Below are 26,598 nucleotides of genomic sequence, written 5' to 3'. Positions count from 1 at the left end.
TTGCAGGGCTGCTTGTGAACGGATCTCCTACAGATTGTAATTGTGAGAATAATGAAGCGGAAGGTGTAATGATATGATTATACCGCCCGGCAAGATGCTTCCGGCCATATGTACGGATTTGGGCATGGACAGAATGAGACCGTCCGGCGTCGGTTCCGGACGGTCTCGCCTTTCCCCCGAAAGGGACCGCCTTGGGTTGCGTAAAATTCCCCTCCTGCGGTCCGGTGGTCGGGTGTGTTGTATTCAGTGTTGCAGAAAACGGGTGATGGTGGCCCCCAGCCGGTCCACTTCCACAGGTTTGGCCAGATAATCGTTCATGCCGACTTCGAGGAAGTGCTCGCGGTCTCCGGCCATGGCATAGGCCGTAAGTGCCACGATGGGAATGGCCGTATTGGCCTCGCCCGCCCTCCCAGCCCGGATGGCACGGGTGGCTTCCACGCCGTCCATGATCGGCATCTGTATATCCATGAGAATAAGCGAATAGGGCTGATTGGCCAGTGCCTGCAATGCATCCGCACCGTTCTCCACGGCGGTGACCTTGTATCCAGCCTTACGCAGGATGGATGTCAGCGCGAGCCGGTTCACCATGTCATCCTCCACCAGCAGGATGGGGTAGTCGGTGTATGTATTGTTTTCCACAACCGTATACGGTTTTGCTTCCTCATCACTGTCGTGCAACTTGAACTTCAGGCAGAAGTGGACGGTTGTCCCCTGTCCAGGGGTGCTGTCCACGGCCAGATGTCCGCCCATGAGCGTGACCAGGCGCTGCACGATGGACAGCCCCAGCCCAGCCCCCTGGTGCGAGCGCTTCAATCCGTCGTTCACCTGCCGGAAGTCTTCGAACAGAGTATCGATCTTTTCCGGTGCAATGCCGACCCCGGTATCGGACACGGAGAAGAGGACGTGGTATTCTCCCGGCGTCTGCTCCGGCAGGGGATAGGCCTCCACGAGGACCTCGCCCTTTTCCGTAAACTTGACCGCGTTGCCGATCAGGTTGTTCAGGATCTGGTTGAGCCGGAGCGGATCACCGCACAGCTTGTTCGGAATACGCGCGTCCATGTCCCAATTCAGCATCAGCCCCTTCTGGCGGCAGGCCGGGCCGAAGAGATGCCGCAGCGATTCCATGGTGTCTTGAAGCGAGAGGGGCTTTTCCTCCAACTCGATCTTTCCGCTTTCGATGCGTACCAGGTCGAGAATGTCGGAGAGCAGGTTCGTCAGCCGCCGTGCGGACTGCGCAGCCAGACTGACATAGTTCGACTGTTCCTCGTCCAGCGGCGTTGTGGAGAGCAGCTGATGCATTCCGAGTATGCCGTTGAGCGGGGTACGCAGTTCATGGCTCATGTTTGCCAGGAAGCTCGACTTGGCCTGATTGGCGGATTCGGCCCGTTGCTTTTCCTCTTCCAGTTCGTTGCTCTTGTCGCGCAACCGCTGATGCATTCCCTGCACCTTGGACACCATGGAGTTGTAGGCGGTGGCCAGTTCGCGCATCTCGTCGGGGAATCCCTGGGTGTCGATGATGGTATCGGTATCGCCCTCGCCCAAACTGCTGAAGGCCTCCTTGAATTGCGCGCCTGCCGTGGCCAGCAGTTCGCTGGAGTTGATGGATGTCAGGCACAGCCATCTGGAGTTTTGGATTCTGCTCCAATGGATCTGGTATCGGGTTCCCTGCACCGAGGCCTCGGTCATTCCCTGGCCCGAAGTGAACATGGCATCCAGGTTGAGCGAGGTCAGGGACTCGTGCACGTCGGTAAGCGGCACCAGGGATGACTCCCCCTTGCGCATCACCCGGGTGGCCACGCCGGGACCGCCTGCCACGACGTTGCCGTCCATGTCCACAATGCAGTTCAGCTGGGATTGACGGCTGGAAGTCAGGATATCGTGTCGCACCATGCTGTCCACGGTGATGTCGATGCTCCACAGTCCTACGAAACGGTCCTCCACGTAAACCGGAGTCGATGCGGGCACGATGAGCCCCTGCCCGGCATAATCCACATGGGGCGCTGACCAGCGGACTTCCCGTTCCGGGTTGGCGACAGGTTCGACAGAGGCATAGGTGTGATATTGCGACCAGTCGAAATCCGGGGTGATGGCCTGGATCTGGTCGATATACGGATACTGCATGGCCGTGTTGGTCACGTCCTGATAATAGATCCAGGCGGCTCCGGGTAGCCTGCGGTGCAGGGCGCGGAGCATCGGACCCAGATTGTGCAGGCAGAAGAGCCGGTGCCGGGCATCCGGATCGGCAACCTTGTCCGGCGGCCAGGAGAAGCTGACGGCAAGGTCCGACAGTTCCTTGGCCCGGAATGCATGCAGTTTGGGGAGGGAGAGGAAAAAACCGTCCTCGCCCAGTTCGAATCCGTCTTCCTTCAGCCACGCCTCCACGGCGTGTTCATTGCGCTGTGATTCCCTGAACAGTTTGACGGTCAGGGATTCGAGGCAGCAGAGCGTGTCTTGTACTCGCTCCATCTCGCATGAGACCATTTGGGCAATGGCCCTGAGCTGTGTCTGTATGTGGTCATATTCCGCCATGGCACACTCTCCATGTTTGTATTTTACCTTAGCGCAAGGATTGAGGCGGCAGCATTATAATCTTGTTTTATCCGGCTGATCCCCGGCAGGGAAGAGCCCGGCGTTTCGACCTTTTCTCTTCCCTTTCAAAATGATATAAAGCAACTGTATGCCTCTACGCGTCATCGAACTCATTACTCCCCGTCAGGACAAGGACGAGGTGGTCAAGTCCCTGGAGGAGCATCGCCCGGACGAAGGCTATGTCTACTGGGCGTCTCCGTTGGAGGACGACACCGCGCTCAGCTTCCGCATCGTGCTGGATGTGGAGGAGGCCGAGGACGTGATGGACAAGATGGAGAAACTTTTTGCCTGGAGCGAGAAATACCGGATAGTGGTGTATGAGGCGCAGGCCACCCTGCCGCGACTGAGCGAGCCGGACGAGGAGCCTTCCGAAGAGGAGGGGGAGAAGAACGGCAAGCGGCAAAACCGGCTGAGTCGCGAGGAGTTGTACACGGATGCTATGGACACCTCGCTGCTCACGCGGAATTTCGTGCTGCTCACCCTGTTTTCGGCGCTCATTGCGGTCATCGGTCTGGTGCGCGACAATGTGGCGGTGATCATCGGTGCCATGGTCCTGGCTCCGCTGCTAGGGCCCAATGTGGGGCTTTCCCTGGCCACCACTCTCGGGGATCGCAAGCTCGCCCAGGCCTCGCTCAAGACGCTGGCCCTGGGCATCATGCTCATCCTGGCCCTTTCCTCGGCCTACGGGGCCGTGATGGGCCTGCCCGCGCATTCCGCCGCACTGGCCGAGCGGAGCCTCATCTCCTATGGGGATATTATCCTGGCCATTGTATCAGGGGCCGCCGGAATCCTCTCCTTTACCTCCGGGACGTCCACCTCGCTGGTGGGGGTCATGGTCGCCCTGTCTCTGCTGCCGCCGCTTACCGCTTGCGGACTGTTTCTGGGCGCTGCGGATATTCCCCGCGCGGCCGGTTCCGGCCTGCTTTTCCTTGCCAACATCATCTGCCTGAATCTGGCCGGAGTGACGACATTTCTGCTGCAGGGCATTCAGCCGCTCACATGGTGGGAGCAAAAGCGTGCCCGCGTGGTCGTGCTGCGCAGCGTGGCCGTCTGGACCGTGCTGCTCCTGCTGCTGGTCGGCGCGCTCTATCTGTCGCACCGGTAGGCAACGAAGGCTCGCCGGCAGGCTTCCGCCTAGTGCGGGATGGCCAGCCGCTGGCCTGGGTGGATGACGCTACGGCGGTGGAGATTGTTCAGCTTGAGCAGGGTGTGGAACGAGGTGCCGGTCCGGTCCGCTATCCCGGTCAGGGTGTCGCCGTTGCGTACCGTGTAGGTTCGCGTTCCATGTTCATCCTGGTATTTGGCAATGAATTTCTTGTAGCGGGCGGCGAATCCCTTGGATGATCCCTTGGGCAGGAATAGCGTGTGCTCTCCGGCCGGGATTTCATCGAATCTGAACTGGGGGTTCAGGTCCCGCACGGTCTTGTAATAGGTGTTTGCCGCCTTGGCCACCACCAGGATGGGCGCAGCACGGCCTGTCTTGAGGACGATGCTGTCGCAGGGGGCGGGGCGATAGTAGTCTCCCGGCCGCAGGCGGAAGCCGTATTTGCCCGGGGCGGTGAGGATGATCTTTGCCGCAATGGCGCGGAGCACGTACCGTTCCGTCTCGGTCGGCAGGTCCAGGTGGTAGTAGTTGCTCACCTCTTGCGCCTTGATGCAGCGCGCCAGTCCCATCTCCCCCATGTTGTAGCCTGCGCAGGCCAGAGTCCAGGACTCGAATTGCGCATACAGGTCCTTGAAGTAGGACAGGGCTGCCGTGGTGGCCAGCCGATAGTTGCGTCGTTCGTCAACGTAGCGGTTGATGGTCAGCCCGTGGTTGCGCCCGGTGGATTCGATGAATTGCCAGACGCCGTTGGCACCCCGCACCGACCCGGCATGGGGCATGAGCGCGGATTCGATGACCGCCACATACTTGAGGTCGTCGGGCAGCCCCGCCTTGGCCAGCGCGTCTTCGATGTATGGGAAATAGCGGCCCGTGCGTTTGAGCCAGAGGATGACCTGGGCGCGGTCCCAGAGCATGAGCAGCAGTTCCTTTTCCAACCGTTCGCGTATGGTGGGCAGGGCGAGCGGGACCGGTTCGTTGCAGAAGAAAATGGGTCCCTTTACCCGGATGGCGGATTCCAGGGACGGGAAGCACGCCTGCTCCAGAGGCGTGTGGGTATCCGGCCCCACGGCATTGGCCGACAGGGGGACGGACAACAGGAAGAGGCCCGCCAGAAGCGGGAGAATCTGGTGCCGAAAGATCAAGGTTATGTCTCCATGGCGGCCGCGCCGGGTGAGCGGCGCGGCAACACCGCTACAGTTTTGATTTGAGCACGATGTCGGTGATGGGCCCGCGCGAGCGGTCGCCCTTGAGCACCATGTGCGCGTAGTTCTTGTACCCCTTAAGCTTCTTGACCGTCCAGTTCAGACCGTTGTTCGCCTCGTTGAGGTACGGATTGTCCACCTGGCGCGTGTCGCCCAGGCAGATACATTTGACGCCTTCGCCCATGCGGGTGAGGAGCGCGCGGGTCTCGCCGCGCGAAAGGTTTTGCATCTCGTCCACGATGACCACCGAGTTTTCGATGTTCATGCCCCGGATGAAGGCCACGGGCTGGATTTCGAATTTCTTGGGGTTCAGCTTGTACGAGTCCGACTCGGGGTCCATGAAGATGCGGTTGGCCGGGCGGATGTCGTGCAGCTTGATGAGCAGGTCCTGAATGTACTTGATGTAGGGCAGCATCTTTTCCTCGATGTCGCCCGGCAGGTAGCCCATCTTGGCCCCGATCTCCACCACCGGCTTGACCAGATATATCTTCCGGTAGGGGTTGTCCTTGCGTTCCAGGGTCAGATAGAGCGCGGCGGCCAGGGAGAGGAAGGTCTTTCCGTATCCCGCCTCGGACTGGATGGACACCAGATCGATGCCCTCATGCAGCATCAGCTCCAGGGCGAGATTCTGGTAGACGCTGCGCGGTTTTACTCCCCATATCTCGTGATTGTAGCTGATGGGTTTGGGCCCTTCCGGTCCGTAAAAGATCGGAGTGCCCGCCTCCCACCGGAAACAGTTGTTGACCAGTTCATCGCCTTCCTCCACGAACCCGGTGTATCGTTGGGATTCCGACCGGAACGGGTCGGAGTCCCGATACTCCTCGCTGGGAATGCCGTAGACCTTGGCCTTGATTTGCAGGATGCGGTCGTTGGTGATGAGCATGGCCTCTTCCGGGGCCATGTGCATGATTTCCTTGAGGATGCGGTCGTCCATCACGTCGTCGGTGAGGGCGAGGGCAAAGTCGGGAGGGAAGATATGGACGTGTTCGTCGTAGCGGATGGCATGCACCGCCTGGGCGACGATGTGCCCGATGCGCGGGTCTTTCTTGAGGCCGTCCAGCTCGGTGAGGACGGTGTACGGAATGTAGATCTGGTTTTCCACCCCGTTGCGCAGGGCAGTGATGCATTTGGGATTTTCTATGAGGACGTTGGTGTCGAGGACGAAATGCTTTTGGGCCATAATCCCCCGTCCGTGGGTTGTTTGTTGATTCCCTGGTTTTCTACCCGGTGGTCCGGCGCAAGGCCGGGAATCACTAAACCAATTTCATAACACTCCTCCAATAGGTTACCGCCATTGAAAACCACGATGAACAGTTTTTGAGAAAATGTCTAGAGCCAACTTGCTGGAAAGCCGACCGGACTGCATGGCGGGGAAGTGACGGAATGGCTACCTGCTTGCAACGGAGAAACAGCCGTGGGCATGAAGGTAGACCGTACGAATCGGTTGATGAAAGTTGTATACACCAACGCCTGTTTCTCTTTGGCTATGCAGAGATATTATATATTTGATTGTGCATTATCCTGCGGTTATCGTTGTTATAGGGTGTAACTTTCGTCGTTTCTGTTTCAGTGCAAATACGTGAACTCTGGCAGACAGACGGGTGAAGCAAGGAGGAATTTTCATGGGCGAGTTTTATTTTCATATCATGAGCAAGGCTTTTGATGACTGCGGCATTGTCGCCGGGGACAAGGCGGATGGTCATGTTTATCTGCAAAAACCCGAGGGGCGTCAGAATGCGGAGTGGCTGCTGGAGCCTACCGATGACGGCTTTTATTACATTGTAGACAGATTGCATGGAAAATATCTGTGCGCCGGAGAAAAAGCGGATAACCATTTATATCATCAGGACAATAAAAAGCGGGCAGTTGCCAAATGGGCGGTGGAGCGGAAAATGCTGAACGGCAATGTCTGCGTCCTGATCCGCGACCTCTGCCATTCCTTTGCGGTCACCAGTTGTGAAAAATTCGACGGCAAGGTCTATCATCAAAGTTACGATGCTGCCGAGGGACAGGACCCGACAGAAAGCCATGTTGCTGCCTTGTGGGAGTTGATTCCTGCCGATGCGAACGCAAAATCTGATGATTTGCCGGATATTTACTGGCAGTTATATGGTGAAGTGAAGATGGTCACGGTGAAAGCTGAAAGTCGGTGGGAAAAGGCTCAGGCCGTCCCGCTGATGGCTGCTAGCAAGGGTGTCGATAACAGCTCCGATATTGTTGTCGATAAGATTGTCGAGTTGAAATATGCGCACAAGCGCGAAGCCGATATCGAATTTTCACACGAGACGAGTCTGGCACAAGCCGTAGGAGTGGCTGGGAAGGTCGGTTTTGATTTGAACCTGGGCGACAAGGACACCTGCAGCAAGCTATCGCTTGCGGCCAAGGGGAGTTATTCCCGTTCTTGGACGGATACAGCCCGCACATCAAAGAGCTATACCACCTCCTATGATTATGAATATACCGATACGACCAAAGTCCCGGTTCCTCCGCATAGCTCTGTGCACGTAAAACTGTTGCTGGTCCAGCAAATGACCAACATTCCCTTTGATGTGGAAATGGAATTGGACTGGAAGAATGGCACTCGGATAAAAAAGACGACCAGTGGAAGCTGGAAAGGCATTCTTTCCACGGATTCTACAACTGAAGTGGAGTGAGTGGAGGAGCCGTAGGTTTGACAGCGGCCGCGCTTATTCCAGCCGACTGACCAGCAGCCCCGAGTCATCCCTGGCTTTCAGGGCTCGTAGGAAATGCGCCTCCTGCCCGACTGCCTGTGCGATGTTTCGGGAGAGGCGCAGCTCTTCCAGGCCGGATTCCAGCCGGAAGGACTTGAGATCGGCCAAGGCTATCTCGAAGGCGAGGCGCCAGTCTTCGCGTTCGTGCAGGGTGAGGACGGAGAGCAGGCCCACGCGGGACTGCTCCACACCGTGAAACGGCCGGAGCATGGTGTCCAGCAGGCGTAATGTGGGCAGGTGCTCCGGCTTTTTGTCCAGAATGGTCAGCAGACATTCCGAGGCCGAGGCCGGAAGGTGGCGTTTCGGGTCAAAGGGGAACCCTGAGCGCAGTGTGATCCGGCTCCGGTTCAGGTCCTTGGCCCACAGGGTGAGCAGGGCGGTTTCGTCCTTTGGCGGTGTTGCCTCTCGACCGCCGGAGCTTTTGCAGTGGCGGTACCAGAACGCCTTGGCCATGTCGAAATTGTCCAGGCGCAGGCCGGTCATGGAGCCGGTCAGGTTGAGTGAGGCGGAGTCCTCGAATGTATGCCCGGCAAGCCATGCCGTGGCAGTGGATTCCGCAGCCGGGAGCATCCCTGCCAGCATCTCCAGCCTGACGGCGGCTTCGGCCACTTCACTGACGGGTTCCGCTTTCTCCAACAGCGTGAAGATTTCTGCTGCCGGGACCTCCAGCAAATCCGCTTCCCACATGGCGGACGCCGTCAGGGCCGTCCCGGTGTCCGCCGTCCGTCCCCGCGCCCTCAGGTCCGTTGCCTCGGCTGCGAACTTCAGGAGTTGCGCGGCCCGGTGTTCAGGCAAGTGTTCCGCCCGGACCCGTTCGTACGCGGCCCGGCCCATGGCCGCGGTCAGCCTTGGGTTGCGCAGATAGAAATCCAGCTTCTGTTCCAGCTCCACCGCATGGGCGCAGGTGTCCATCTCCCGCCCCGGTTCGAAGAGCTCGGCCTGTCCCTCAACCGTCTGCCCCAGTACCAGACAACCGCAGGACGCACCTTCAAAGAGCCGGAAATTGATCTCGCCGCAGATGGATTCGTTGGGAATGATTCGGGAGTCGCGATACAGGTCCAGCATCGCCGCATAGTTCAGGTCCTGTCGGATGGCGAGGTTGAACCCGCTTGTCTTTTTTGCCAGCAGTTCGGTGAGCCATCGTCTGGCCGAGCGCTGTTCGGTGATCCGTCCCACAAATGCCACATCCGTGGTCCGCTCCGACGGTTCCTTCCAGGCCGATTCCAGGCCGAACCAGGGCAGCCAGCGCACGTCCCGCGCTCCCCGCGTCCGAAGCTCCGGCAACCAGTGCCCCTGTGTCGAGCAGGTCAGATCGAACAGCCGGGCCCAGGCCGAATGCCAATGCGCGTTCAGGTGCGGGTCCACGCACCACAGCAGGGTCGGGCATTCCACCCGGTCCAGTCCGGTAATAAGCCGCCGTCTGCCCAGCGATTCCACCTGAAGCACCATGTCGGGGCGAAAGCCTTCCGCCTCCAATGTTTCCGGCAGAGAAAGGAATTGTCCGGGCCCATCGCCAAGGTTCAGTACGGCACACCCCAGTTTTTCGAAACCGCGTACCAGCGGCAGGGGGGCGTCGATGAGGCAGACATTCGTGATTTCGGGCATGAGACAGCTATACCTTGTTTCCCCTCCACCTGCCACGGGAAAGAAATTCTCCCTTCCGGAACCCCCCGAATTTGTATGGATTATGACGGATTCCCGGTTCCGCTATATCCGTAACCATCAGAATTTGATACAGAATGTTTTTCCGGTAAATCTCAATACACCCCCTAAGATTTCGAGGGTGGCTGTCGATAAGAGAAGCAACCGCCACGGATGCGCCGGATTGACCGGATCGTCCGAGGCTGCGGGAGAACGCGTCCGCAAGGAAGTGGGCGAAGGCTGCCGTAACGGATTGGGGAGACATGGGAAGGGCTGGGGAGTCCTTCCCGCTGACTTCAATAACCCAGGGAGGGGTTAATGAAGGGTTATTATGAAATCCGCATTAATTGTGCGGACGATATCGAGACGGAAAGCGTTTTGGACAGCTTCGATGCCGTCGAGTCCCGCCATCACGGCGAGGCCGAGGACCGGGCTCTCAAAATAGCCCGGCTCAAGGACGAGGTGCGCGCAGGCAGCTACAGGGCCGACATCAAGGACATTGCCCGGCTGCTGACCTCCGCCATGGACCCGACGCTTTAGGCCTCGGACAAAAAAACGCCGGATCGCGACCCGTTCGCGGTCCGGCGTTTTTTTGCGCCCGGTGAACGGCGGTAGGCTCGGTGCAGAGTGGAGGCCTTTGGCGGATTTTTCGGGCAGCAGCTGGAACTCCGATAAGAAGTCCTACAAAAGGCCCGCCGAATGCCTTTTCCCCTTGCACCCCATGCACATGCTTGCGCCCTTTGGCGAACGGGCGTAGGCCCCGGCGCATGCAAAAGCTTACTCCGATCCGATTCCGATTGCTGGTGCAGTCGGTCTTTGCCTTGTTTTGTCTGTATGTAGGTTTTCGTTTCGCGGCCTTTCTGGCCTGGGCCGGTGGCCGGTCCGATACCTTTGTGCCACGGCCCGGGGCCGTGGAGGGTTTCTTGCCAATCAGCGCCCTGCTTGGGCTGCGGCAATGGCTGGGAGCCGGCGTGTGGGACCACATCCATCCGGCCGGGCTGACCATCCTGCTGGCCCTGATCGTCATGGCCTTTTTGTTTCGCAAGGGATTTTGCGGCTATATCTGTCCGGTGGGCTTTCTTTCCTCCCTGCTGGACAGGGCCGGGAGGCGGATCGGGCTGGCCAAGGTGCCGCCGCGCAAGCTTGATCTGGCGCTGACCGGCGTGAAATATATCGGCCTTGGCTTCTTTCTGTTCACTGTTTTCTTCGGCATGGACCTGCGCTCGGTGCAGGCGTTCCTCAATGCGCGGTACAACATGGTGGCCGATGCGCGGATGATGCAGTTCTTCTTGCAGCCGTCCGGGCTGGCGCTGATTGTCCTGGGCGTGCTGATTGTGCTGACCGTGCTTATCCGCAATTTCTGGTGCCGGTATCTGTGTCCGTATGGCGCTTTTCTCGGTCTCTTCTCCTGGTTCAGTCCTACGGCTGTGGTGCGGGATGAAAAGGCCTGCGTGCATTGCGGCAAGTGTACGCGCGGCTGCCCGGCCGGGATCGTGGTGGAATCTAAACGGGCCGTGCGCACGCCCGAGTGCATCGGCTGCGCGGAGTGCGTGGGCAACTGCCCTGTGGATGACTGCCTGTCCGTCAAAATGATGGGCCGGGTTCGGATGCCGTGGTGGGCCATCGGCGTTGGCGCGGTGGCGGTGCTGCTGCTGTTCTGGGCCTGGGGCATTGCCACCGGGCATTGGAACGCGGATGTCCCGCCCGACATGCTCCGGCGCATATACGCCATGGTCGCCGCCTAGCCGAGAGCCGGGGCATTGTTCCCGAAATGAGTTGAATCTCTTCCCGATAGTTGCCATTATTTCTGCTTGGTAGAGACGGCAGCCATCCCGGTTGCCGAAGGCATAACGTCATCAGGGAGTTTGGACTGCGATGGGCATAGCGGCGGATATCATCCTTCTGGTCGTCATCGGCCTTGCCTGCGGTCTTGTGGCCCATCGGCTGAAACAGCCCCCGATTATCGGCTACATTGTGGCCGGGGTGCTGCTCGGCCCCTTTACCGGTGGTCTCACCGTCTCTGCTGTCCATGAAATCGAAAAGCTGGCGGAGATCGGCGTGGCCCTGTTGCTCTTCGGCATCGGCCTGGAATTCTCCCTGGACGACCTCAAGCCCGTGCGCAAGGTCGCGCTCATCGGCACGCCCATCCAGATCATACTGGTCATCGCCTTCGGCTGGCTGCTAGGCGGCTGGCTGGGGTGGGACTGGCAGGCGTCGCTCTGGCTGGGGTCCATCCTCTCCCTGTCGAGCACCATGGTCATCCTCAAGACCATGGAGAGCCAGGGCGTGATGGGCACGCTCTCCAGCCGGGTCATGATCGGGATGCTCATTGTCCAGGATCTGGCCGTGGTGCCCATGCTGGTGGTGCTGCCGACCCTGAGTCATCTGGAATCCGGCGGCGCGCTTTTGGGCTGGGCCGCGGTCAAGGCCGTGCTTTTTCTGACCATCATGATCGTGGCGGGCAAGCGGGGCATTCCGTGGCTCATGCAGCGCGTGGCCCGCACCAATTCTCCCGAACTGTTTCTGGTCTTTGTGGCGGCCCTGGCCCTCGGCATCGGCTACGGCACATGGCTGTTCGGCCTGTCCTTCGCCTTTGGCGCGTTCGTAGCCGGGCTGGTGGTCAGCGAGTCGGACTACAGCCATCACGCCCTGGCCAGCATCTTGCCCTTGCGCGACCTGTTCGGCCTGCTCTTTTTCGCCTCGGTGGGCATGTTGCTCGATCCTGGATTCCTGCTCGCGCACTGGCCCATCATCCTGTTGCTTACCCTCGTGGTGGCCGTGTTCAAGGGCACGGTCTGCGGTGTGCTGGCCCGGCTCTTCGGCTACGTGAATATCGTGCCGCTGGCCGTGGGCATGGTCATGTTCCAGGTGGGCGAGCTTGCATTTTTGCTGGCCGAATCCGGCCGTCAGGTCGGTGCGCTGACTCAGGACCAGTTCAGCCTCATTCTCTCCATGGCCATCGTCAGCATGATCCTGACCCCTCAGTCCTCGCGGCTTTCCGCGCCGCTCTACGCCATCTTCGGGCGCTTCATGAGCCACCCGACGTCGCACATCTTCCGGCTGGAGAACGAAGATGCCCTGCACGACCACGTCATCATCATCGGCGGCGGTTTGGTCGGGCGGTTTCTGTCCAATGTGCTGACCTCCGCAGGCATCCCCTTCGTTGTGGTCGAGGTTGCCCATCAGCCCTATGAAAAGCTCAAGACGGACAATATCCCCGTCATATACGGCGACGCCACCCAGCGTCCGGTGGTCGAGGCCGCGCATCCGGAACGCGCGCGCATGGTCCTGATTACCGCGCCGTCCTTTGTCGTCGTGCGGCAGGTCATGGAGTATTGCCGGGAAATCGCGCCGGAGCTGACCGTCATCGGCCGGGCCGTTGGCGAGGAGCAGCTGCGCGTGCTCAGTGAACTGGGAGCCACGCAGGTCGTCCAGCCCGCCCTGGAGACCGGCCTTGAATTCGCACGCAAGATGCTCCGTCTGCTCGGTATGCCGCCGCTCGCGGTCCAGTGTTTTGCCGATGCCGTCCAGAGCGGCGGCTACGGTCAGATTTGCCGCAGTGAACAGCCGCCCGAAGGCTCGCTGCAACAGATGGAGGCCCTGCGCGCCATGGACGTGGCCTGGGTCGAAGTCCTGCCGGAGACTCCCCTGAGCGGTCGGAATCTGGTTGACTTGAATATTCGTAAAGCTACCGGCGTCTCCATCGTCGGGATTATGCGCCAGGGAACCATGCATCCCAATCCCGATCCGTGCATGGCCCTCCTTCCCGGTGACGTGCTCATGGTTATGGGCGCCCCCGAAGAACGCCAGCTCTTCCGCGAACGCTTCGCGCGACCCGCAGACTGACGGAGGCCTCCGGAGGTGCCTGCCTGCAGGGCTACCTCGCCGGTGGGGCGTCTCCGACGGTCCTTGAATCCCCAGTCCGCTGCGAAGGATAGGAACTTGGGAGGGGAGGTGGTTGACGAAAAGATTGACTGAGAATGATTATAAGACGCCGCAGAATTTAAAAGGCCCCCACTACTCACTGCACCAATATGTAAAGTGTTAATCAGTAGTTGTTGAGCGGTCGGATTATACTTTTTTTTGGAAGACGAATTCATTGCAGCCAATTCCGCCTGCACATGTTGTCAACTTCTGAAGCTCATAGCCTTGCTTATAAAAAAAATTAAACACATCTTCCGGTTTAGCTACTTCAAAAGGATAACCGCCGAGCCAATCCATGGCATCGTGCCACATGGACATCCCTTGAAAGAATAATGTCCATCGCAACGCATGATGGCACCTGAAAAACTTAAACTCTCACTCTTTGAGTTGCGTAGTTGTCCCTAAAGGGCTTCGCCATTTGACTAAGCACTTTGCTTTCACGATGTGCAAAACTCACCTTTAGGGTAAGCCTTCCAACAGCGTCTTCGACGTCCATTGGAAAGCTTTGCCCCAAGCCTCCCTCCACACAAAAAAAAGGGCGGACGCTTGCGCGTCCGCCCTTTGGCTTGTCGGTTTATAATGGCCGGTGGGGCTAGGCGCCGACGTGGAGTTTGTAGGCTTCGAGGGTGTTGACCATGAGTTGGGCGATGGTCATGGGTCCGACGCCGCCGGGGACCGGGGTCATGGCGTGAACCTTGTCCTTGAGTGCCTCGAAATCGCAGTCGCCCACGAGGCCTTCATCGGTGCGGTTGATGCCTACATCCACGACCACGGCGCCTTCCTTGACCATGTCGGCGGTGACGAAGTTCGGCTTGCCGATGGCGGCGAAGACGAAGTCGGCCTCGCGGCATTCCGCCTTGAGGTCCGGGGTGCGGGAGTGGCAGAGAGTGACGGTGGCATTGGCGCAGGGGCCGGACTGGGAGAGCATCATGGCCAGTGGCTTGCCCACGATATTGGAACGGCCGATGACCACGGCACGTTTGCAGGCGGGGTCGAGGTTGTAGCGCTTGAGCAGGTTGATGACACCGGCGGGGGTGCAGGGCTTGAAGCCGGGCAGGCCGAGGCTCATCTTGCCCACATTGACGGGGTGGAAGCCGTCCACATCCTTGTTCGGATCGATGAGATCGAGAATTTTCTGGGAGTCGAGCCCCTTGGGCAGCGGCAGCTGGACCAGGATGCCGTCCACGGTGACATCGCGGTTCAGTTCCTGGATCAGCCCTTCCAGCTCATGCTGGGTGGCGGATTCCAGGCGATGGGGAATGGAACGGATGCCGCAGTCCTCACAGGCGCGTTCCTTGTTGCGCACATAGACCTGGCTGGCGGGATCAGCGCCCACCAGAACCACGGCCAGACCGGGCTTGCGGCCGTATTTGGCCTCCAGTCCCTTTGTCTCTTCCTTGATTTCGGCCCGAATGGTCGCGGCCGTCGCCTTTCCGTCGAGAAGAATCATGGTGCCTCCATTTGTCGCTGGCAGGGGAAGCCTCCGGCGACGTTGGGAAATGCCGGGAACCGGCGTTGCCCGGGAATCCTCCGTCCATTTGGCTCGAAATGCAATGCGCCGGGTGCGGTCCCGAAAAAAACATGAGCCCTAAGGGATTGGAGGAAGTTGATGGGGTGCGGAATCAGCAGGGCCGGGCGGGACGCCTCCGTCCGACGGTTCCGCTGCGGCGCAAAAAATTGCATCGCCCGTGTGGGTGCTGTCTAAAGAAAATCGGATAAACGCGCAACCCGCAAGAGGGGGGTGGCAAGGGATTGCCATTTATTCGCAGCGCGCTATCAGGATTTTTACAAAAAAGGTATTGAAATATCGCTTTTTTGAAAGTAGTTCGTCATGCATGTCTCAGCCGTGGAAGCTCCCGCATGGAATTGCGTTTGTTTTTTGGGTGGTGTGCCTGCTTGCGGCCACACCTCCGGCCTTTGCCCATCGCCTCGGAGTCGCTGTGCCGCCAGATGTGCTGGTCGACTACCATGCCTTTCTCCAGGGGCGGGATCCGTTGAAGATCAGCGATTATTCCGGTCCGCACTCCCGGCGGGATGTTATGGAATGCGTTCTTTTTCAGCAGGCTCTGGCCAGGGGCGGTTTTCCGCATTCGGTTGTGATGACGGACATCGCCTCTTACGGCCGGACCATTCTGGAGTTGACCTCGGGCGATATTGTAGCGCTCGGAACATCGGCCTGGCTTTCCGATCTGGAAAATCGCTACCATGACATTCTTATTTCCCCGCCGCTAATCCGGAGGGGCGAGTTTGAGGCCGGACTTTATACCGCGCCGGAGAACGAAATGGCGTTGCAGGCGGATTCTTTGGAAAAGGTCACAGCCCTGAGCGCCGTATGCAGCCGACAATGGCAGCCGGACTGGCGGATTCTGGAGGGGATGGGGATATCCCAGCTGCTCGGAGCCTCCACCTGGGAAGTCATGGTGCATATGGTGGGGGAGAGGAGAGCCGATTTCCTTCTGGCTCCGTTTCAACCCACCGAGGGGATGCGCCTGGAAACGATGAATACCCTCCTGGTTCCCATTCCTGGCCTGAAGGTGCATTTCCCCGGCAGCCGACATTTCGGGGTTTCCCGTTTTCATCCCCAAGGCAGGGAGCTTTTCGAGGCGCTGGTCAGGGGGCTGCAACATATGCGCAGCGACGGCACCATTGCCCGGGCCTATACCGAGTGCGGTTTCATCCATCCAGCCACAGAAGGGTGGACCGTGCTCAACAACGGGAAAGCCGACGCCGGGCGGAAATAACGCCACAAAAAAGTCCGGCCCCCGTCTGGGAACCGGACAGTCAGAAAAAGATGGACCGGGAAGCCTTGCGGCTCCCGGTCCTTTTGTTTGGTCTACTCTTCTTCTTCGTAGAAGCTGTTCTCCAGAACGGGACCGTAGTAGATGCCGTCGTCTGCCAGTTCCTCTTCAATGCGCAGCAGCTGGTTGTACTTTTCCAGCCTGTCGGAGCGGCACAGGGAGCCGGTCTTGATCTGGCCCGCGTTAACGGCCACGGCCAGGTCGGCAATGAAGTGGTCGCCGGTCTCGCCGGAGCGGTGGGAGACCACGGTGGTGTAGCTGGCGGTCTTGGCCAGCTCGATGGTGTCCAGGGTCTCGGTAACGGTGCCGATCTGGTTGAGCTTGATCAGGATGGAGTTGCACACGCCCCGGTCGATGCCCTCGGCCAGGATGTCCGGGTTGGTGACGAAGATGTCGTCGCCCACCAGCTGGAGCTTGTCGCCCATCTTGTCCGTCATGGCCTCAAAGCCGTCCCAGTCGCCCTCGGCCAGGCCGTCCTCGATGGAGATGAGCGGGAAGCGGGAGGCGAGGTCGTCGTAGAAGTCGATGAGCTCGGCGGCGGAGAAGGTCTTGTTCTCCCCGGCCAGGACGTATTTGCCGTCCTTGTAGAACTCGCTGGCCGCAGCGTCGATGCCCAGGCTGATCTGGCGGCCTGGCTCGTATCCGGCCTCTTCAATGGCGCGGATGATGTATTGGAAGGCCTCGGCATGGGACTTGAGATTGGGGGCAAAGCCGCCCTCATCGCCCACGCTGGTTACATGGCCGTCCTTGGCCAGGATGGCTTTCAGCTTGTGGAATGTCTCGGCACCCATGCGCAGGGCTTCGGCAAAGTTCTCCGCGCCTACGGGCAGGATCATGAATTCCTGGATGTCCAGGTTGTTCGGTGCGTGCTCGCCGCCGTTGATGATGTTCATCATCGGCACGGGCAAGACCTTGGCGTTGACACCGCCCAGGTACTGATAGAGCGGCAGGCCCATGAAGTTGGCGGCGGCGCGGGCCGTGGCCATGGATACGCCGAGAAGGGCATTGGCACCCAGGCGTTCCTTGTTCTCGGTGCCGTCCAGCTCAATGAGCGCGCTGTCCAGGGAAACCTGGCGCAGGGCATCCATGCCGATGATGGCACCGGCGATCTCTCCGCGCACGTGTTCCACAGCAGTGAGCACGCCCTTTCCGCCGTAGCGCTCTTCCTTGTCGCGCAGCTCCAGCGCCTCGCGGGAGCCGGTGGACGCACCCGAAGGTACGGCAGCCCGTCCCATGTCGCCGGATTCCAGAATGACTTCGACTTCAACAGTGGGGTTGCCGCGAGAATCCAGGATTTCGCGTGCCCAAACGCCGGTGATGGTGCTCATTGCTCCACTCCTTGGGATATGTTGATTAAAAATTTAAGACCGATTGAATGTGTGGAATTCTAAACGAATTTCTCAAGATGCTCAATTCAATATACCCGTTCAAAAAACAGGGCAGTTATTTTTATTTTTAGGCACCCCCTGTCGGCCCCATAGGTGAAATCGGCCTTGATTGGCATTCTTATAACAACTATGACTATATTTTTTACTACTATTACAGTATGTTGATCGGTAGTATAAACCCTAAGGGGAGTTTTGGATAGGCGTAATCTATAATCGAGGGAGATCTCCACATGAAACTGGCTACCAAACTTACGTCAGGCTTCGGTTCTGTGCTTGTACTCATGCTCATTCTGGCTGGTATTTCTTATTGGACAATCAGCGATTCAAGCAGCAGCTTCACCCTTTACCGCGGGATGGCCCGAGAGACCAACCTGAGCGGACGTTTGCAGGCAAACATGCTCATGCTGCGTATGAACATGAAGGATTTCATCATTACCGGCAGTGACAAGGATTTGAATGAATTCGAAGACTATTACCAGAAAGTGAACGGATTTCTGGAAACGGCCAAAGACGAAATTCACGATCCGGAACGTGCAAGACTGGTGGCCCGGGCCGATGAGCTGGTTAAGGAATATGGAGCATATTTCAAAAAAGTACAGGAATATAGGCGGCAAAGAGATTCGATCCTAAAGGACACCATATTTTCCGTGGGGACAACCATGGAAGAAAACCTGACAAAGATCCTCTCCGCAGCAGAGGAACGAAATGAGTCCGAAGTAGCGTTTCATTGCGGTCTTGCCATACGCTTTCTGCTGCAGGCCCGCCTCAATGCCACGCAATTCCTTATCGACAACAGCAAAAAGTCCGTGGAAAGGGTCCACAAATCGTTGGAAGCAATGGAGCGGGAACTGGCCGCCTTGCGGCAAAACCTGGACAGCATGGAAGATACTCAGCTCGTGGATGAGACCGAGATCTTCCGCCAGGGGTTCGATACCGCCTTCATCGGAATGTCCGACACCGTTTTTGCCCTTAACGCGCTCGTCTCCCAGCACCTCAACGTGATCGGACCGGAGGTGGCCAAGGCCATGGAGGACGTCAAGCTCTCCATCATGTCGGAGCAGGCAGTGCTCGGCCCCAAGGTGCAGTCGGAAAACGACCTGGCCATTGAAAGCCTTGTCATCCTCGGCATTATCGCCCTTGCAATCGGGATCGGCATGGCTGTCCTGATCATCCGTTCCACTCTTCGCCAGCTGGGCAAGGACCCGGCCGAGATAGCCGCCATTGCGGACAGCATTGCCGGGGGCAATCTGGATATCGCCTTCGACGATAAGGCCGTGGGTGTTTATCTGGACATGAAGATTATGGCGGCCAGGGTTGCCGAGGTTATCGGCGACGTGCGGGAAGGGGCAGCCAATGTGTCCACGGGCAGTAGCGAGCTTTCCGCTTCGGCCCAGACGCTCTCGCAGGGAGCAACCGAGCAGGCTTCCTCCATTGAGGAAATCTCCGCTTCCATGGAGGAAATGGCCTCCAATATTCAGCAGAACACTGAAAACTCCACCGCCACGCAGTCCATCGCGGAGCAGGCGGCCAGGGAGGCCGAGGCCTCTGGGATAGCTGTGGACCAGACTGTTGAGGCCATGAAGCACATTGCGGAAAAGATATCCATCATCGAGGAGATAGCCCGGCAGACCAATTTGCTCGCCCTTAATGCGGCTATCGAGGCGGCCAGGGCCGGAGACCACGGCAAGGGATTTGCCGTGGTGGCCGCCGAGGTGCGCAAACTGGCCGAACGGTCGGGCACTGCCGCGAGAGAAATCAGCGAACTCTCCACCACCACTGTCGGCGATGCGGAAAAGGCTGGTGAAATGTTGGCCGAACTGGTCCCCAACATTCGGCGCACGGCCGATCTTGTTCAGGAAATATCCGCCGCCAGCCTGGAGCAAAACGCTGGGGCCGAACAGGTTAACCAAGCCATCTCGCAGCTGGATACGGTAATCCAGCAGAATGCCGCGGCTGCGGAGGAAACCGCCTCCACCAGCGAAGAACTGGCGGGGCAGGCTACCCAGCTGGAGCAGGCCATCGCCTTCTTCAAAGTCGGCGGGCCGGGCAGGGGGCGCACTGCCGCGTCGGTTGCAAAGGCCTATTCGAAGTCATTGCCCACATCAAACCCGCAGGCATCGGGTCCTTCGGCCGGGGGGGCCTCTGTAGCGCCTGCCGGCATTGATATGCGGCTGGAAGACAATGATGGTGAGTTTGAGCGATTCTAGGAAATTGAACTACCCTTGAAAGCATGACGCCGCCGGACGGATTCCGGCGGCGTTTTTTGTGGTCCGCATCCCGCCGGTCGAGTAGCCGTTCTATTTTTATTTATAATGTCCACTAAAGGTCGCCTTTATTATAGTCGTAGCATCGTCCTGTCCGCCTCACACGCTGAGGCTCTTTTGTGCTTCAAACAAAACACCAGGGAGTGGCTGATGCGGTTATCCACCAAGCTTTTTTTGGGGTTCGGCACAGTGCTTGTGCTGCTTCTTTTACTGGGAGGGATATCCTTCTGGGCCATAAGCAACGCAAACAACGGATTCACGAGCTATCGCGCCATGGCGCGCGATACCAACCTGAGCGGCCGGCTGCAGGCCAACATGCTCATGGTGCGTATGAACGTGAAGGATTTCATCCTTACCGGCAGCGAGAAAGACATCAAAGAGTACACTGAATATTTCGATAAGGTTCGCGGCTTTTTGAGCCAGGCACAGAAGGAGATAAAAAACCCGAAGCGCGCCGGCCTCATCGACCAAGCCGAGTCCAACGTCAATGAATACAGCAGCGGATTCGAAAAGATCACCGGGCTTCAGAAAACACGCAATACCTTGATGACAGGGACGTTGAATCGGCTGGGGCCGTTGATGGAAGCCAATCTCAGCCTTGTCCTGAAAGAGGCCAGGGAAAATTCGGACTCCGAAACGGCTGTTCTCAGCGGCATGGCATTGCGCAACCTTCTGCTGGCTCGTTTGTATATCCTCAAATTCCTGGAATCCAACAGCCCGCAGGATGTGGACCGGACAAAAAGCGAAGCCAAGCTGTTCATGGAGGAGCTGAAGGGACTCAAGGCTGTTGTTCAGACCCCTGATGACAGAAAGCTGATAACCGAAACCGAGACCATGACCACCGAGTATCTGGCTGGCTTTGAGCAACTGGTTCGGACCATTTTTGACCGCAATGATGTTTTGCACAAACGTCTGGACATACTTGGGCCGCAAATAGCACAGGATATGGAAGATGTGAAACTTTCCATACTGGCGGAACAGGATGAACTTGGCCCCAAGGTGCAGGCCGCCAACCATAGGACCCAGATCCTGATCGGCATTATCAGTCTGGTCGCTCTCGTCATCGGCATCGGCACCACCTTGATTCTCATCCGCTGCACGCTCCGCCAGCTCGGCCGTGACCCCGGCGAGATAGCCGAAATCGTGAGCGATATAGCCCGTGGTGACCTGGATGTAGCCTTCGACGACAAGGCCCTCGGTGTTTACGGCGACATGAAGGAGATGACCGGGCAACTGAAGCGGGTCGTCGGCGAGGTCCGCACCGGGTCGGATAACGTGGCTTCCGGCAGCAACGAGCTCTCTTCCGCGGCCCAGACAATGTCGCAGGGGGCCACGGAACAGGCTGCCGCCATCGAGGAGATATCCTCTTCCATGGAGCAGATGGTGGCCAACATCCAGCAGAACACGGAAAACTCCGGCTCCACTCAGGCCATTGCGGACAAGGCCGCCCAGGATGCGGAGAAGTCCGGCTCGGCCGTCACCCAGGCTGTGGAAGCCATGAAGAGCATTGCCGAAAAGATATCCATCATCGAGGAGATCGCCCGGCAGACAAACCTCCTGGCGCTCAACGCGGCCATTGAGGCCGCCCGAGCGGGAGAACACGGCAAGGGCTTTGCCGTTGTTGCCGCCGAGGTGCGCAAGCTGGCGGAACGAAGCGGCACGGCCGCAGGTGAAATCAGCGAACTCTCCACTACCACCGTGGACTCCGCCGAGATGGCGGGCAATATGCTTGCGGAACTGGTGCCCAACATTCGCCGCACCGCCGAACTGGTTCAGGAGATTACGGCAGCCAGCACTGAGCAGAACGCAGGTGCCGAGCAGGTCAATCAGGCCATCAGCCAACTGGATACCGTCATCCAGCAGAATGCGTCAGCCGCAGAGGAAATGGCCTCGGCCAGCGAAGAACTATCCGGCCAGGCCGCACAGCTCAAGCAGGCCATAGCCTTCTTCAAAATGAACTCTGCCGTGAGCCTTTCCAAGAACGTCCAGGTCGTGTCCAGTCCCAAGACTGCCTTGCCGCCGCCATCCGCCGCAAAGGCCGCCCCGGCAGGGGGAGGCATAGATGTGGACATGGGCATGGGCGACGAAGAGGATTTTGAACGGTTCTAGATTCTCTGTCCGTATTGTTTCCGGACAGACACACCTCCGGCGGGAAAGACGGATATCCTGCGGGGACTTTCCACTTACTCTCGGAAAGTCCCCGCACCCATGTTGTGCCGTCTGCCGCTTCGGGATATGCTGAGGCAACCCCTATAACCTGTCAGGAGGGCTATTATGTCTGTTAAGAAGATTCTGATGTTGGTCGGTGATTTCGTGGAAGACTACGAAGTCATGGTGCCGTTCCAAATGTTGCTGATGGTCGGCCACAAAGTTGATGCCGTCTGCCCGGATAAAAAGTCGGGCGATTTCGTGGCCACCGCCATACACGACTTTGAGGGCCACCAGACCTATTCCGAGAAACCGGGCCACAACTTCATGCTCAATGCGGACTTCGACGCTGTGAATCCGGCCGATTATGACGGACTGGTCATCCCCGGCGGCCGCGCCCCGGAATATATCCGGCTCAATCCGCGCGTTCTTGAAATAGTCCGCCACTTCGTTGAGGCAGACAAACCTATTGCCGCCGTCTGCCACGGACCACAGATTCTCGTGGCTGCCGATGTGGTAAGGGGCAAGAGCTGCACCGCCTACCCGGCCGTCCGCCCCGGCCTCGAAGCTGCCGGAGCCACCTGGGTCAATCCCAATGAAACCTTCTCCAGCGCCCATGTGGACGGCAAACTGGTCACCTCCCCGGCCTGGCCATCCCATCCGGCCCTCATCGCCGAGTTCCTCAAACTGCTCGGCACCACCATCGAACCGTAGATAATCCTCCGGGGGCGCCTCACCTTGCCGGTGGGGCGTCTCCGACGGCCCTTCCGGGGGACCACTTCGTGGAGACCAGGGCGCTGCCCTGGACCTGCCAAGGGCTGAGGCCCTTGGATCCATTTCGCCGCTGCGCGGGGTAGGAGCCTGGGGGGTGGGAGTAGGTTGGCTGACGGCTTGGCGGGTACTGGCTATGTGGCGTCCGTAAATTTTTGAGGAGTACGCTTTTCGCCCTGCCGGGACGAAAAGCGCGCTCCTCAAATCTTCACGGACAGTAGCCCCCGCCGTCTGTGGGAACGGGAGAAGCTTGAAAGGCTCGTCAGGACGGCGGGTTGGAGCAGAGGCAAAGGGATATGCTCTGTTTTTCACCCTTTTTTAAACCTCAAACTGCTCGGCACCACCGTCGAACCGTAGATAATCCTCCGGGGGCGCCTCACCTTGCCGGTGGGGCGTCTCCGACGGCCCTTCCGGGGGACCACTTCGTGGAGACCAGGGCGCTGCCCTGGACCTGCCAAGGGCTGAGGCCCTTGGATCCCTTTCGCCGCTGCGCGGGGTAGGAGTCTGGAGGTTGGGAGTTGGTTGGCTGACGGCTTGGCGGGTACTGGCTATGTGGCGTCCGTTAATTTTTGAGGAGTACGCTTTTCGCCCTGCCGGGACGAAAAGCGTGCTCCTCAAATCTTCACGGACAGTAGCCCCCGCCGTCTGTGGGAACGGGAGAAGCTTGAAAGGCTCGTCAGGACGGCGGGTTGGAGCAGAGGCAAAGGGATATGCTCTGTTTTTCACCCTTTTTTAAACCTTCCCGGTTTGCGTCGGAAAAAGCGGCTGCCGGTGTGATGTTAAGCAGCACGGACCCGGCCCGCTTTTTCCGGCGCAAACCGTTATCCGGCACGGAAGGACGAAACCGTCCGCTCCGGCAGGCATGAATCGTCCTGCCAAGCTACGCCCCCGCGAAAGCGGAAATGGGATTCTTAAGGCCCTCGGCCTTAAGCAGGTCCAGGGCGGCGCCCTGGTCCCGCCGAAGGCGACCCCCGGTAGGGCCGCCGGAGGCCTCTGCTACGCAGAACCGTCGCCATCCCAGCCGAACCAGGCGGGGATGTAGCCTGCGGCGTGGGAGAGTTGGTGCTCGAGGCGTTCGAAGTCGGGTTGGTGGCGTTTGACAAGAGCCCAGTAGGCCGGGGAGTGGTTGAGGTGTCGGGTATGGCAGAGTTCGTGGAGCAGGAGTTGGTCCACGAGCTCGGGGGGGAGGAAGAGGAGCTTGGCGTTGAGGCTGATGGTGCCGCGTGCCGAGCAGGAGCCCCAGCGGGTACGCTGGCGGCGCATTCGCAGGGCGGAGTATGGCAGAGAGAGACGTCGGCTCAGGGCGTCCAGGCGCGGCAGGGCGAACTCCCGGGCGCGCTTGACGGTGAAGGCCTGAAGGGCGTGGATCTGGGCGGCCGTGTCGGTTGCCGGGCCGCGCACGAGGAGTTTGTCCGCATTAGTGGTGACCGTAGTCCGGCCGGGCCGGTCGAGATAGTCCACGGTGTGGGTACGGCCGGAGGCGCGGAATTCGATGCGCGTCGGCGGGTCGGGCAGTTGGCCCGAGAGATCGATGCCGCGTTCGGCAAGGGCGTCGCGGGTGTGTTCGATCCATGACCGTTTTTCGTCCAGGATTTCCTTGACCGCGGTCTTGCGGTAGCCGCGCGGAATGACGACCACCAACCCTTTTCCGGGAACGAGCTTGACCAGGATGCGCCGGGCGCGGGGGTGTTCCTTGACGGTCAGGGGCAGGCCCGCGAATTCGGTCATTTGGAGGGCGGAACCTCTTCGGTGCGCACGCGGATGCCGTTTTGCAGGAGCAGTTCGGCGAAGACGCCGTTGCCGGGCACTCGGGTGGAGGTGAATGTGCCGTCGTAGATGACGTCCTTGCCGCAGGAGGGCGAGCGTGCCTTGAGCACGGCCTCTTCGCAGCCGAGGAGCCTGGCGAGCTTGAGGCCTTCCTCCGCACCGCGGCGGAAGTTTTCGGTCAGATCCGCGCCGGTGTTGTCCATGACGCGCCCCTCGCTGTTGATCTCGCACGGCGGGCGCGGGGTGGGCAGGCCGCCGTGAACCTCCGGGCAAAAGGGGACGGCCTCGCCTCGGCGGACCATTTCCACTATGGATTCCGTAGTGTTATAGGAACCGTTGTAACTACAATAGATGCCGGCCAGGCAGGCGCTGACCAGGATCGGCTTTTTCATCGGGCTCTCCGGTGACTGTGGGTTTCGTGTAGGGAGTATTCTACGCTTGATTTTCCGGGAGTCAAAGGCCTATCTTGCGCCCGTGACAAACAACTATTCCAAGCGCGGGATGTATATCTTCCTGATCGTGCTGGCGGCCTGCAGCGCCGTTGCCTTTCAAGGCTGGCGCACCCTGCTCAATAACTTCGCGGTTGATGTGGCGGGGCTGGACGGCCTGGATATGGGTATTGTCCAGTCCGTGCGGGAGGTTCCTGGTTTTCTCTCCCTGCTGGCCATCTATGCCATCCTGATCGTGCGCGAGCACCGGCTGGCCGCCCTGTCCGTCATCGTTCTCGGCATCGGTGTCAGCATGGCAGGGCTTTTGCCCACCACGGCCGGGCTGGTCTTCACCACACTGCTCATGAGTTTCGGGTTCCATTTTTATATGACCATGAACCAGTCGCTCACCCTGCAGTATTTCAACCACACCGAGGCCCCGATGGTCATGGCCAGGGTCCGCAGCATTACGGCGCTGGCCAATGTGCTGGTGGGTGGTCTTATCTATTTCCTGGCCCGGCGGCTGGACTACGAACCGCTCTTCGCCATTATGGGCGGGGTGGCCGTGGCCTGCGGCCTGTGGGCCCTGACGCGCGATCCGTCCAGCCCGGATGTGCCCATGCAGCGCAAGAAGCTGGAGTTCCGTTCCCGCTACTGGCTGTTCTACGCGCTGACCTTTCTGAGCGGCGCACGGCGGCAGATTTTCACGGCCTTTGCCGTCTACCTGATGGTGGTCAAGTTCAAGTTTTCGGTGGAACACGTCACGTTGCTTTTCATCATCAACAACGTGTTGAACTACTTCGTCAATCCGCTCATCGGCCGTGCCGTCAACCGGTACGGGGAGCGGGTGGTGCTCACCATCGAGTATGTAGTGCTGACGGTGGTCTTCCTGGGCTATGCGAAAACGGAAAGTGCGCTGCTGGTCTCCTTCTTCTATGTGGCGGACAATATTGTTTTCAATTTCTCCATGGCAATCAATACGTTTTATCAGAAATTGGCCGATCCGCGCGACATCGCGTCCGGCATGGCCATGGGGTTCACGGTCAACCATATCGCCGCTGTGGCCGTCCCGTTTCTCGGCGGTCTGGCCTGGATGGCGGACTATCACATAGTCTTTTTGGGGGCGGCAGGCCTTTCCCTGTTATCATTGATTCTTTCCCAGTTTATCCCCGGGCAGTTGCGCAAAGGACAATCACATAGTTGACTTGGCCCGTAACCAATGTAGACTCATGTTTCGGATTGTCGATCTATGTACTTGGGATTGGGAGAATGATCATATGAAAGGTATAGGCCAGGGGCTCCCCAAGGTCTTTTTGCAAACGGGTGACTGTTTCATCGGTGTACATCCCACTTTGGTCACGACAGTGCTGGGCTCCTGTCTGGCAGTGACTATGCATGCACCCAAGCACGGCATCGGGACCATCTGTCATGCCTTTCTGCCGGACAGCAGCGACGACAAGCGGCATACCGATCCGCAGATTTGCCGCTATGTGGATACCGCATTGCAGAATATGCTTGAATCCATGGACCGGCTGGGCGTTCCCCGCCGTGATATCGTCATAAAGATGTTCGGGGGGTCGACGGGCATTGCCGTACGCGGCATGGAGTTCAGCTCCTACAACATAGGCCGGCGAAATATCGAGATGGCGCGCAAGCTGTTGCGGTTCGCCAGGCTGGATGTGGCCGTGGAGGATGTTGGCGGTGCGCGAGGCCGCAAGCTCATGTTCCACACCGGCACCGGCGAGGTCTGGCTCAAGCGGCTTCAAAGCATGGATCGCAACCAGCTTAATAACGACGGGGATGCGGGAACCAGGCTGTAACTCTTTTTGCCCACCGGGAGG

20 protein-coding genes are annotated in these 26,598 nt (G+C 59.1%); 11 read left to right on the top strand and 9 right to left on the bottom strand.

Going from position 1 to position 26,598, the window contains the following annotated elements; all coding sequences use genetic code 11:
• Positions 1-243: 243 nt before the first annotated feature.
• The gene (locus ACI0FG_RS15290) at positions 244-2,529 is read right to left on the bottom strand and encodes an ATP-binding protein (protein WP_419785867.1); all 2,286 of its coding nucleotides are present in this window, start codon (positions 2,527-2,529) and stop codon (positions 244-246) included.
• A gap of 148 nt (positions 2,530-2,677) precedes the next feature.
• Here ACI0FG_RS15290 and ACI0FG_RS15285 point away from each other — a divergent pair, with 148 nt between their 5' ends.
• Positions 2,678-3,694 (top strand): TIGR00341 family protein, encoded by a 1,017-nt coding sequence (locus ACI0FG_RS15285; RefSeq protein ID WP_419785866.1) that lies wholly within the window; start codon positions 2,678-2,680, stop codon positions 3,692-3,694.
• Positions 3,695-3,723: 29 nt separating this feature from the next.
• On the opposite strand, the gene ACI0FG_RS15280 is transcribed toward ACI0FG_RS15285, so the two are convergent.
• Positions 3,724-4,836, bottom strand: coding sequence for a lytic transglycosylase domain-containing protein (locus ACI0FG_RS15280; protein ID WP_419785865.1), 1,113 nt, complete (start codon positions 4,834-4,836; stop codon positions 3,724-3,726).
• 49 nt (positions 4,837-4,885) lie between these two features.
• Positions 4,886-6,076, bottom strand: coding sequence for a PhoH family protein (locus ACI0FG_RS15275; RefSeq protein ID WP_419785864.1), 1,191 nt, complete (start codon positions 6,074-6,076; stop codon positions 4,886-4,888).
• A gap of 442 nt (positions 6,077-6,518) precedes the next feature.
• On the opposite strand from ACI0FG_RS15275, the gene ACI0FG_RS15270 reads away from it, so the two are divergent.
• Positions 6,519-7,550, top strand: coding sequence for an ETX/MTX2 family pore-forming toxin (locus tag ACI0FG_RS15270; RefSeq protein WP_419785863.1), 1,032 nt, complete (start codon positions 6,519-6,521; stop codon positions 7,548-7,550).
• 33 nt (positions 7,551-7,583) lie between these two features.
• Here the strand turns inward: ACI0FG_RS15270 and ACI0FG_RS15265 are convergent, their stop codons facing one another.
• Positions 7,584-9,233 carry a glycosyltransferase family protein gene (locus ACI0FG_RS15265; RefSeq protein WP_419785862.1) on the bottom strand — a complete coding sequence of 550 codons (1,650 nt, stop codon included), beginning with the start codon at positions 9,231-9,233 and terminating at the stop codon, positions 7,584-7,586.
• 354 nt (positions 9,234-9,587) lie between these two features.
• Between ACI0FG_RS15265 and ACI0FG_RS15260 the strand changes: the two genes are divergently transcribed.
• The 3 genes from ACI0FG_RS15260 to ACI0FG_RS15250 all read left to right on the top strand — a co-directional run bounded on the left by ACI0FG_RS15260 (position 9,588) and on the right by ACI0FG_RS15250 (position 13,115).
• On the top strand, positions 9,588-9,809 hold the full coding sequence (locus ACI0FG_RS15260) for a flagellar biosynthesis anti-sigma factor FlgM (protein WP_419785861.1): 222 nt from the start codon (positions 9,588-9,590) through the stop codon (positions 9,807-9,809).
• Positions 9,810-10,036: 227 nt separating this feature from the next.
• Positions 10,037-11,014 (top strand): 4Fe-4S binding protein, encoded by a 978-nt coding sequence (locus ACI0FG_RS15255; RefSeq protein WP_419785860.1) that lies wholly within the window; start codon positions 10,037-10,039, stop codon positions 11,012-11,014.
• Between the two features lie 130 nt (positions 11,015-11,144).
• Positions 11,145-13,115 (top strand): cation:proton antiporter, encoded by a 1,971-nt coding sequence (locus ACI0FG_RS15250; RefSeq protein WP_419785859.1) that lies wholly within the window; start codon positions 11,145-11,147, stop codon positions 13,113-13,115.
• 225 nt (positions 13,116-13,340) lie between these two features.
• Here ACI0FG_RS15250 and ACI0FG_RS15245 read toward each other — a convergent pair whose 3' ends face one another.
• Both ACI0FG_RS15245 and folD read right to left on the bottom strand, forming a co-directional pair.
• On the bottom strand, positions 13,341-13,505 hold the full coding sequence (locus ACI0FG_RS15245; RefSeq protein ID WP_419785858.1) for a hypothetical protein: 165 nt from the start codon (positions 13,503-13,505) through the stop codon (positions 13,341-13,343).
• Between the two features lie 280 nt (positions 13,506-13,785).
• Entirely contained in the window at positions 13,786-14,643 is an 858-nt protein-coding gene (folD, locus tag ACI0FG_RS15240; RefSeq protein WP_419785857.1) for a bifunctional methylenetetrahydrofolate dehydrogenase/methenyltetrahydrofolate cyclohydrolase FolD, read from the bottom strand.
• 490 nt (positions 14,644-15,133) lie between these two features.
• Here folD and ACI0FG_RS15235 point away from each other — a divergent pair, with 490 nt between their 5' ends.
• Positions 15,134-15,934 carry a hypothetical protein gene (locus ACI0FG_RS15235; RefSeq protein ID WP_419785856.1) on the top strand — a complete coding sequence of 267 codons (801 nt, stop codon included), beginning with the start codon at positions 15,134-15,136 and terminating at the stop codon, positions 15,932-15,934.
• A gap of 92 nt (positions 15,935-16,026) precedes the next feature.
• Here ACI0FG_RS15235 and eno read toward each other — a convergent pair whose 3' ends face one another.
• Positions 16,027-17,319 carry a phosphopyruvate hydratase gene (gene eno, locus ACI0FG_RS15230; protein ID WP_419785855.1) on the bottom strand — a complete coding sequence of 431 codons (1,293 nt, stop codon included), beginning with the start codon at positions 17,317-17,319 and terminating at the stop codon, positions 16,027-16,029.
• A gap of 290 nt (positions 17,320-17,609) precedes the next feature.
• Here eno and ACI0FG_RS15225 point away from each other — a divergent pair, with 290 nt between their 5' ends.
• From ACI0FG_RS15225 to ACI0FG_RS15215, 3 genes are all read left to right on the top strand, one after another.
• Positions 17,610-19,586 (top strand): HAMP domain-containing methyl-accepting chemotaxis protein, encoded by a 1,977-nt coding sequence (locus ACI0FG_RS15225; RefSeq protein WP_419785854.1) that lies wholly within the window; start codon positions 17,610-17,612, stop codon positions 19,584-19,586.
• Between the two features lie 207 nt (positions 19,587-19,793).
• Positions 19,794-21,752 carry a methyl-accepting chemotaxis protein gene (locus ACI0FG_RS15220; protein ID WP_419785853.1) on the top strand — a complete coding sequence of 653 codons (1,959 nt, stop codon included), beginning with the start codon at positions 19,794-19,796 and terminating at the stop codon, positions 21,750-21,752.
• 165 nt (positions 21,753-21,917) lie between these two features.
• On the top strand, positions 21,918-22,505 hold the full coding sequence (locus tag ACI0FG_RS15215) for a DJ-1/PfpI family protein (RefSeq protein WP_419785852.1): 588 nt from the start codon (positions 21,918-21,920) through the stop codon (positions 22,503-22,505).
• A gap of 1,053 nt (positions 22,506-23,558) precedes the next feature.
• On the opposite strand, the gene ACI0FG_RS15210 is transcribed toward ACI0FG_RS15215, so the two are convergent.
• Together ACI0FG_RS15210 and ACI0FG_RS15205 are read right to left on the bottom strand one after the other, a co-directional pair.
• On the bottom strand, positions 23,559-24,290 hold the full coding sequence (locus tag ACI0FG_RS15210) for a M48 family metallopeptidase (RefSeq protein WP_419785851.1): 732 nt from the start codon (positions 24,288-24,290) through the stop codon (positions 23,559-23,561).
• The gene (locus tag ACI0FG_RS15205; RefSeq protein ID WP_419785850.1) at positions 24,287-24,721 is read right to left on the bottom strand and encodes a DUF523 domain-containing protein; all 435 of its coding nucleotides are present in this window, start codon (positions 24,719-24,721) and stop codon (positions 24,287-24,289) included. The genes ACI0FG_RS15210 and ACI0FG_RS15205 overlap by 4 nt, the downstream gene beginning before the upstream one ends.
• An 82-nt stretch (positions 24,722-24,803) precedes the next feature.
• Between ACI0FG_RS15205 and ACI0FG_RS15200 the strand changes: the two genes are divergently transcribed.
• The gene (locus tag ACI0FG_RS15200) at positions 24,804-25,961 is read left to right on the top strand and encodes an MFS transporter (protein ID WP_419788401.1); all 1,158 of its coding nucleotides are present in this window, start codon (positions 24,804-24,806) and stop codon (positions 25,959-25,961) included.
• A gap of 73 nt (positions 25,962-26,034) precedes the next feature.
• Positions 26,035-26,577: a chemotaxis protein CheD gene (locus ACI0FG_RS15195; RefSeq protein WP_419785849.1), complete on the top strand. Its 543-nt coding sequence runs from the start codon at positions 26,035-26,037 to the stop codon at positions 26,575-26,577.
• The last annotated feature ends 21 nt before the right edge of the window (positions 26,578-26,598 follow it).

This window comes from Pseudodesulfovibrio sp. 7M6 (assembly GCF_050058625.1).
GTDB classification, from domain to species: Bacteria; Desulfobacterota; Desulfovibrionia; order Desulfovibrionales; family Desulfovibrionaceae; genus Pseudodesulfovibrio; species Pseudodesulfovibrio salinus.
Note: the sequence above shows the minus strand (reverse complement) of the source record. Positions and strands in the feature narration are given on the sequence as shown.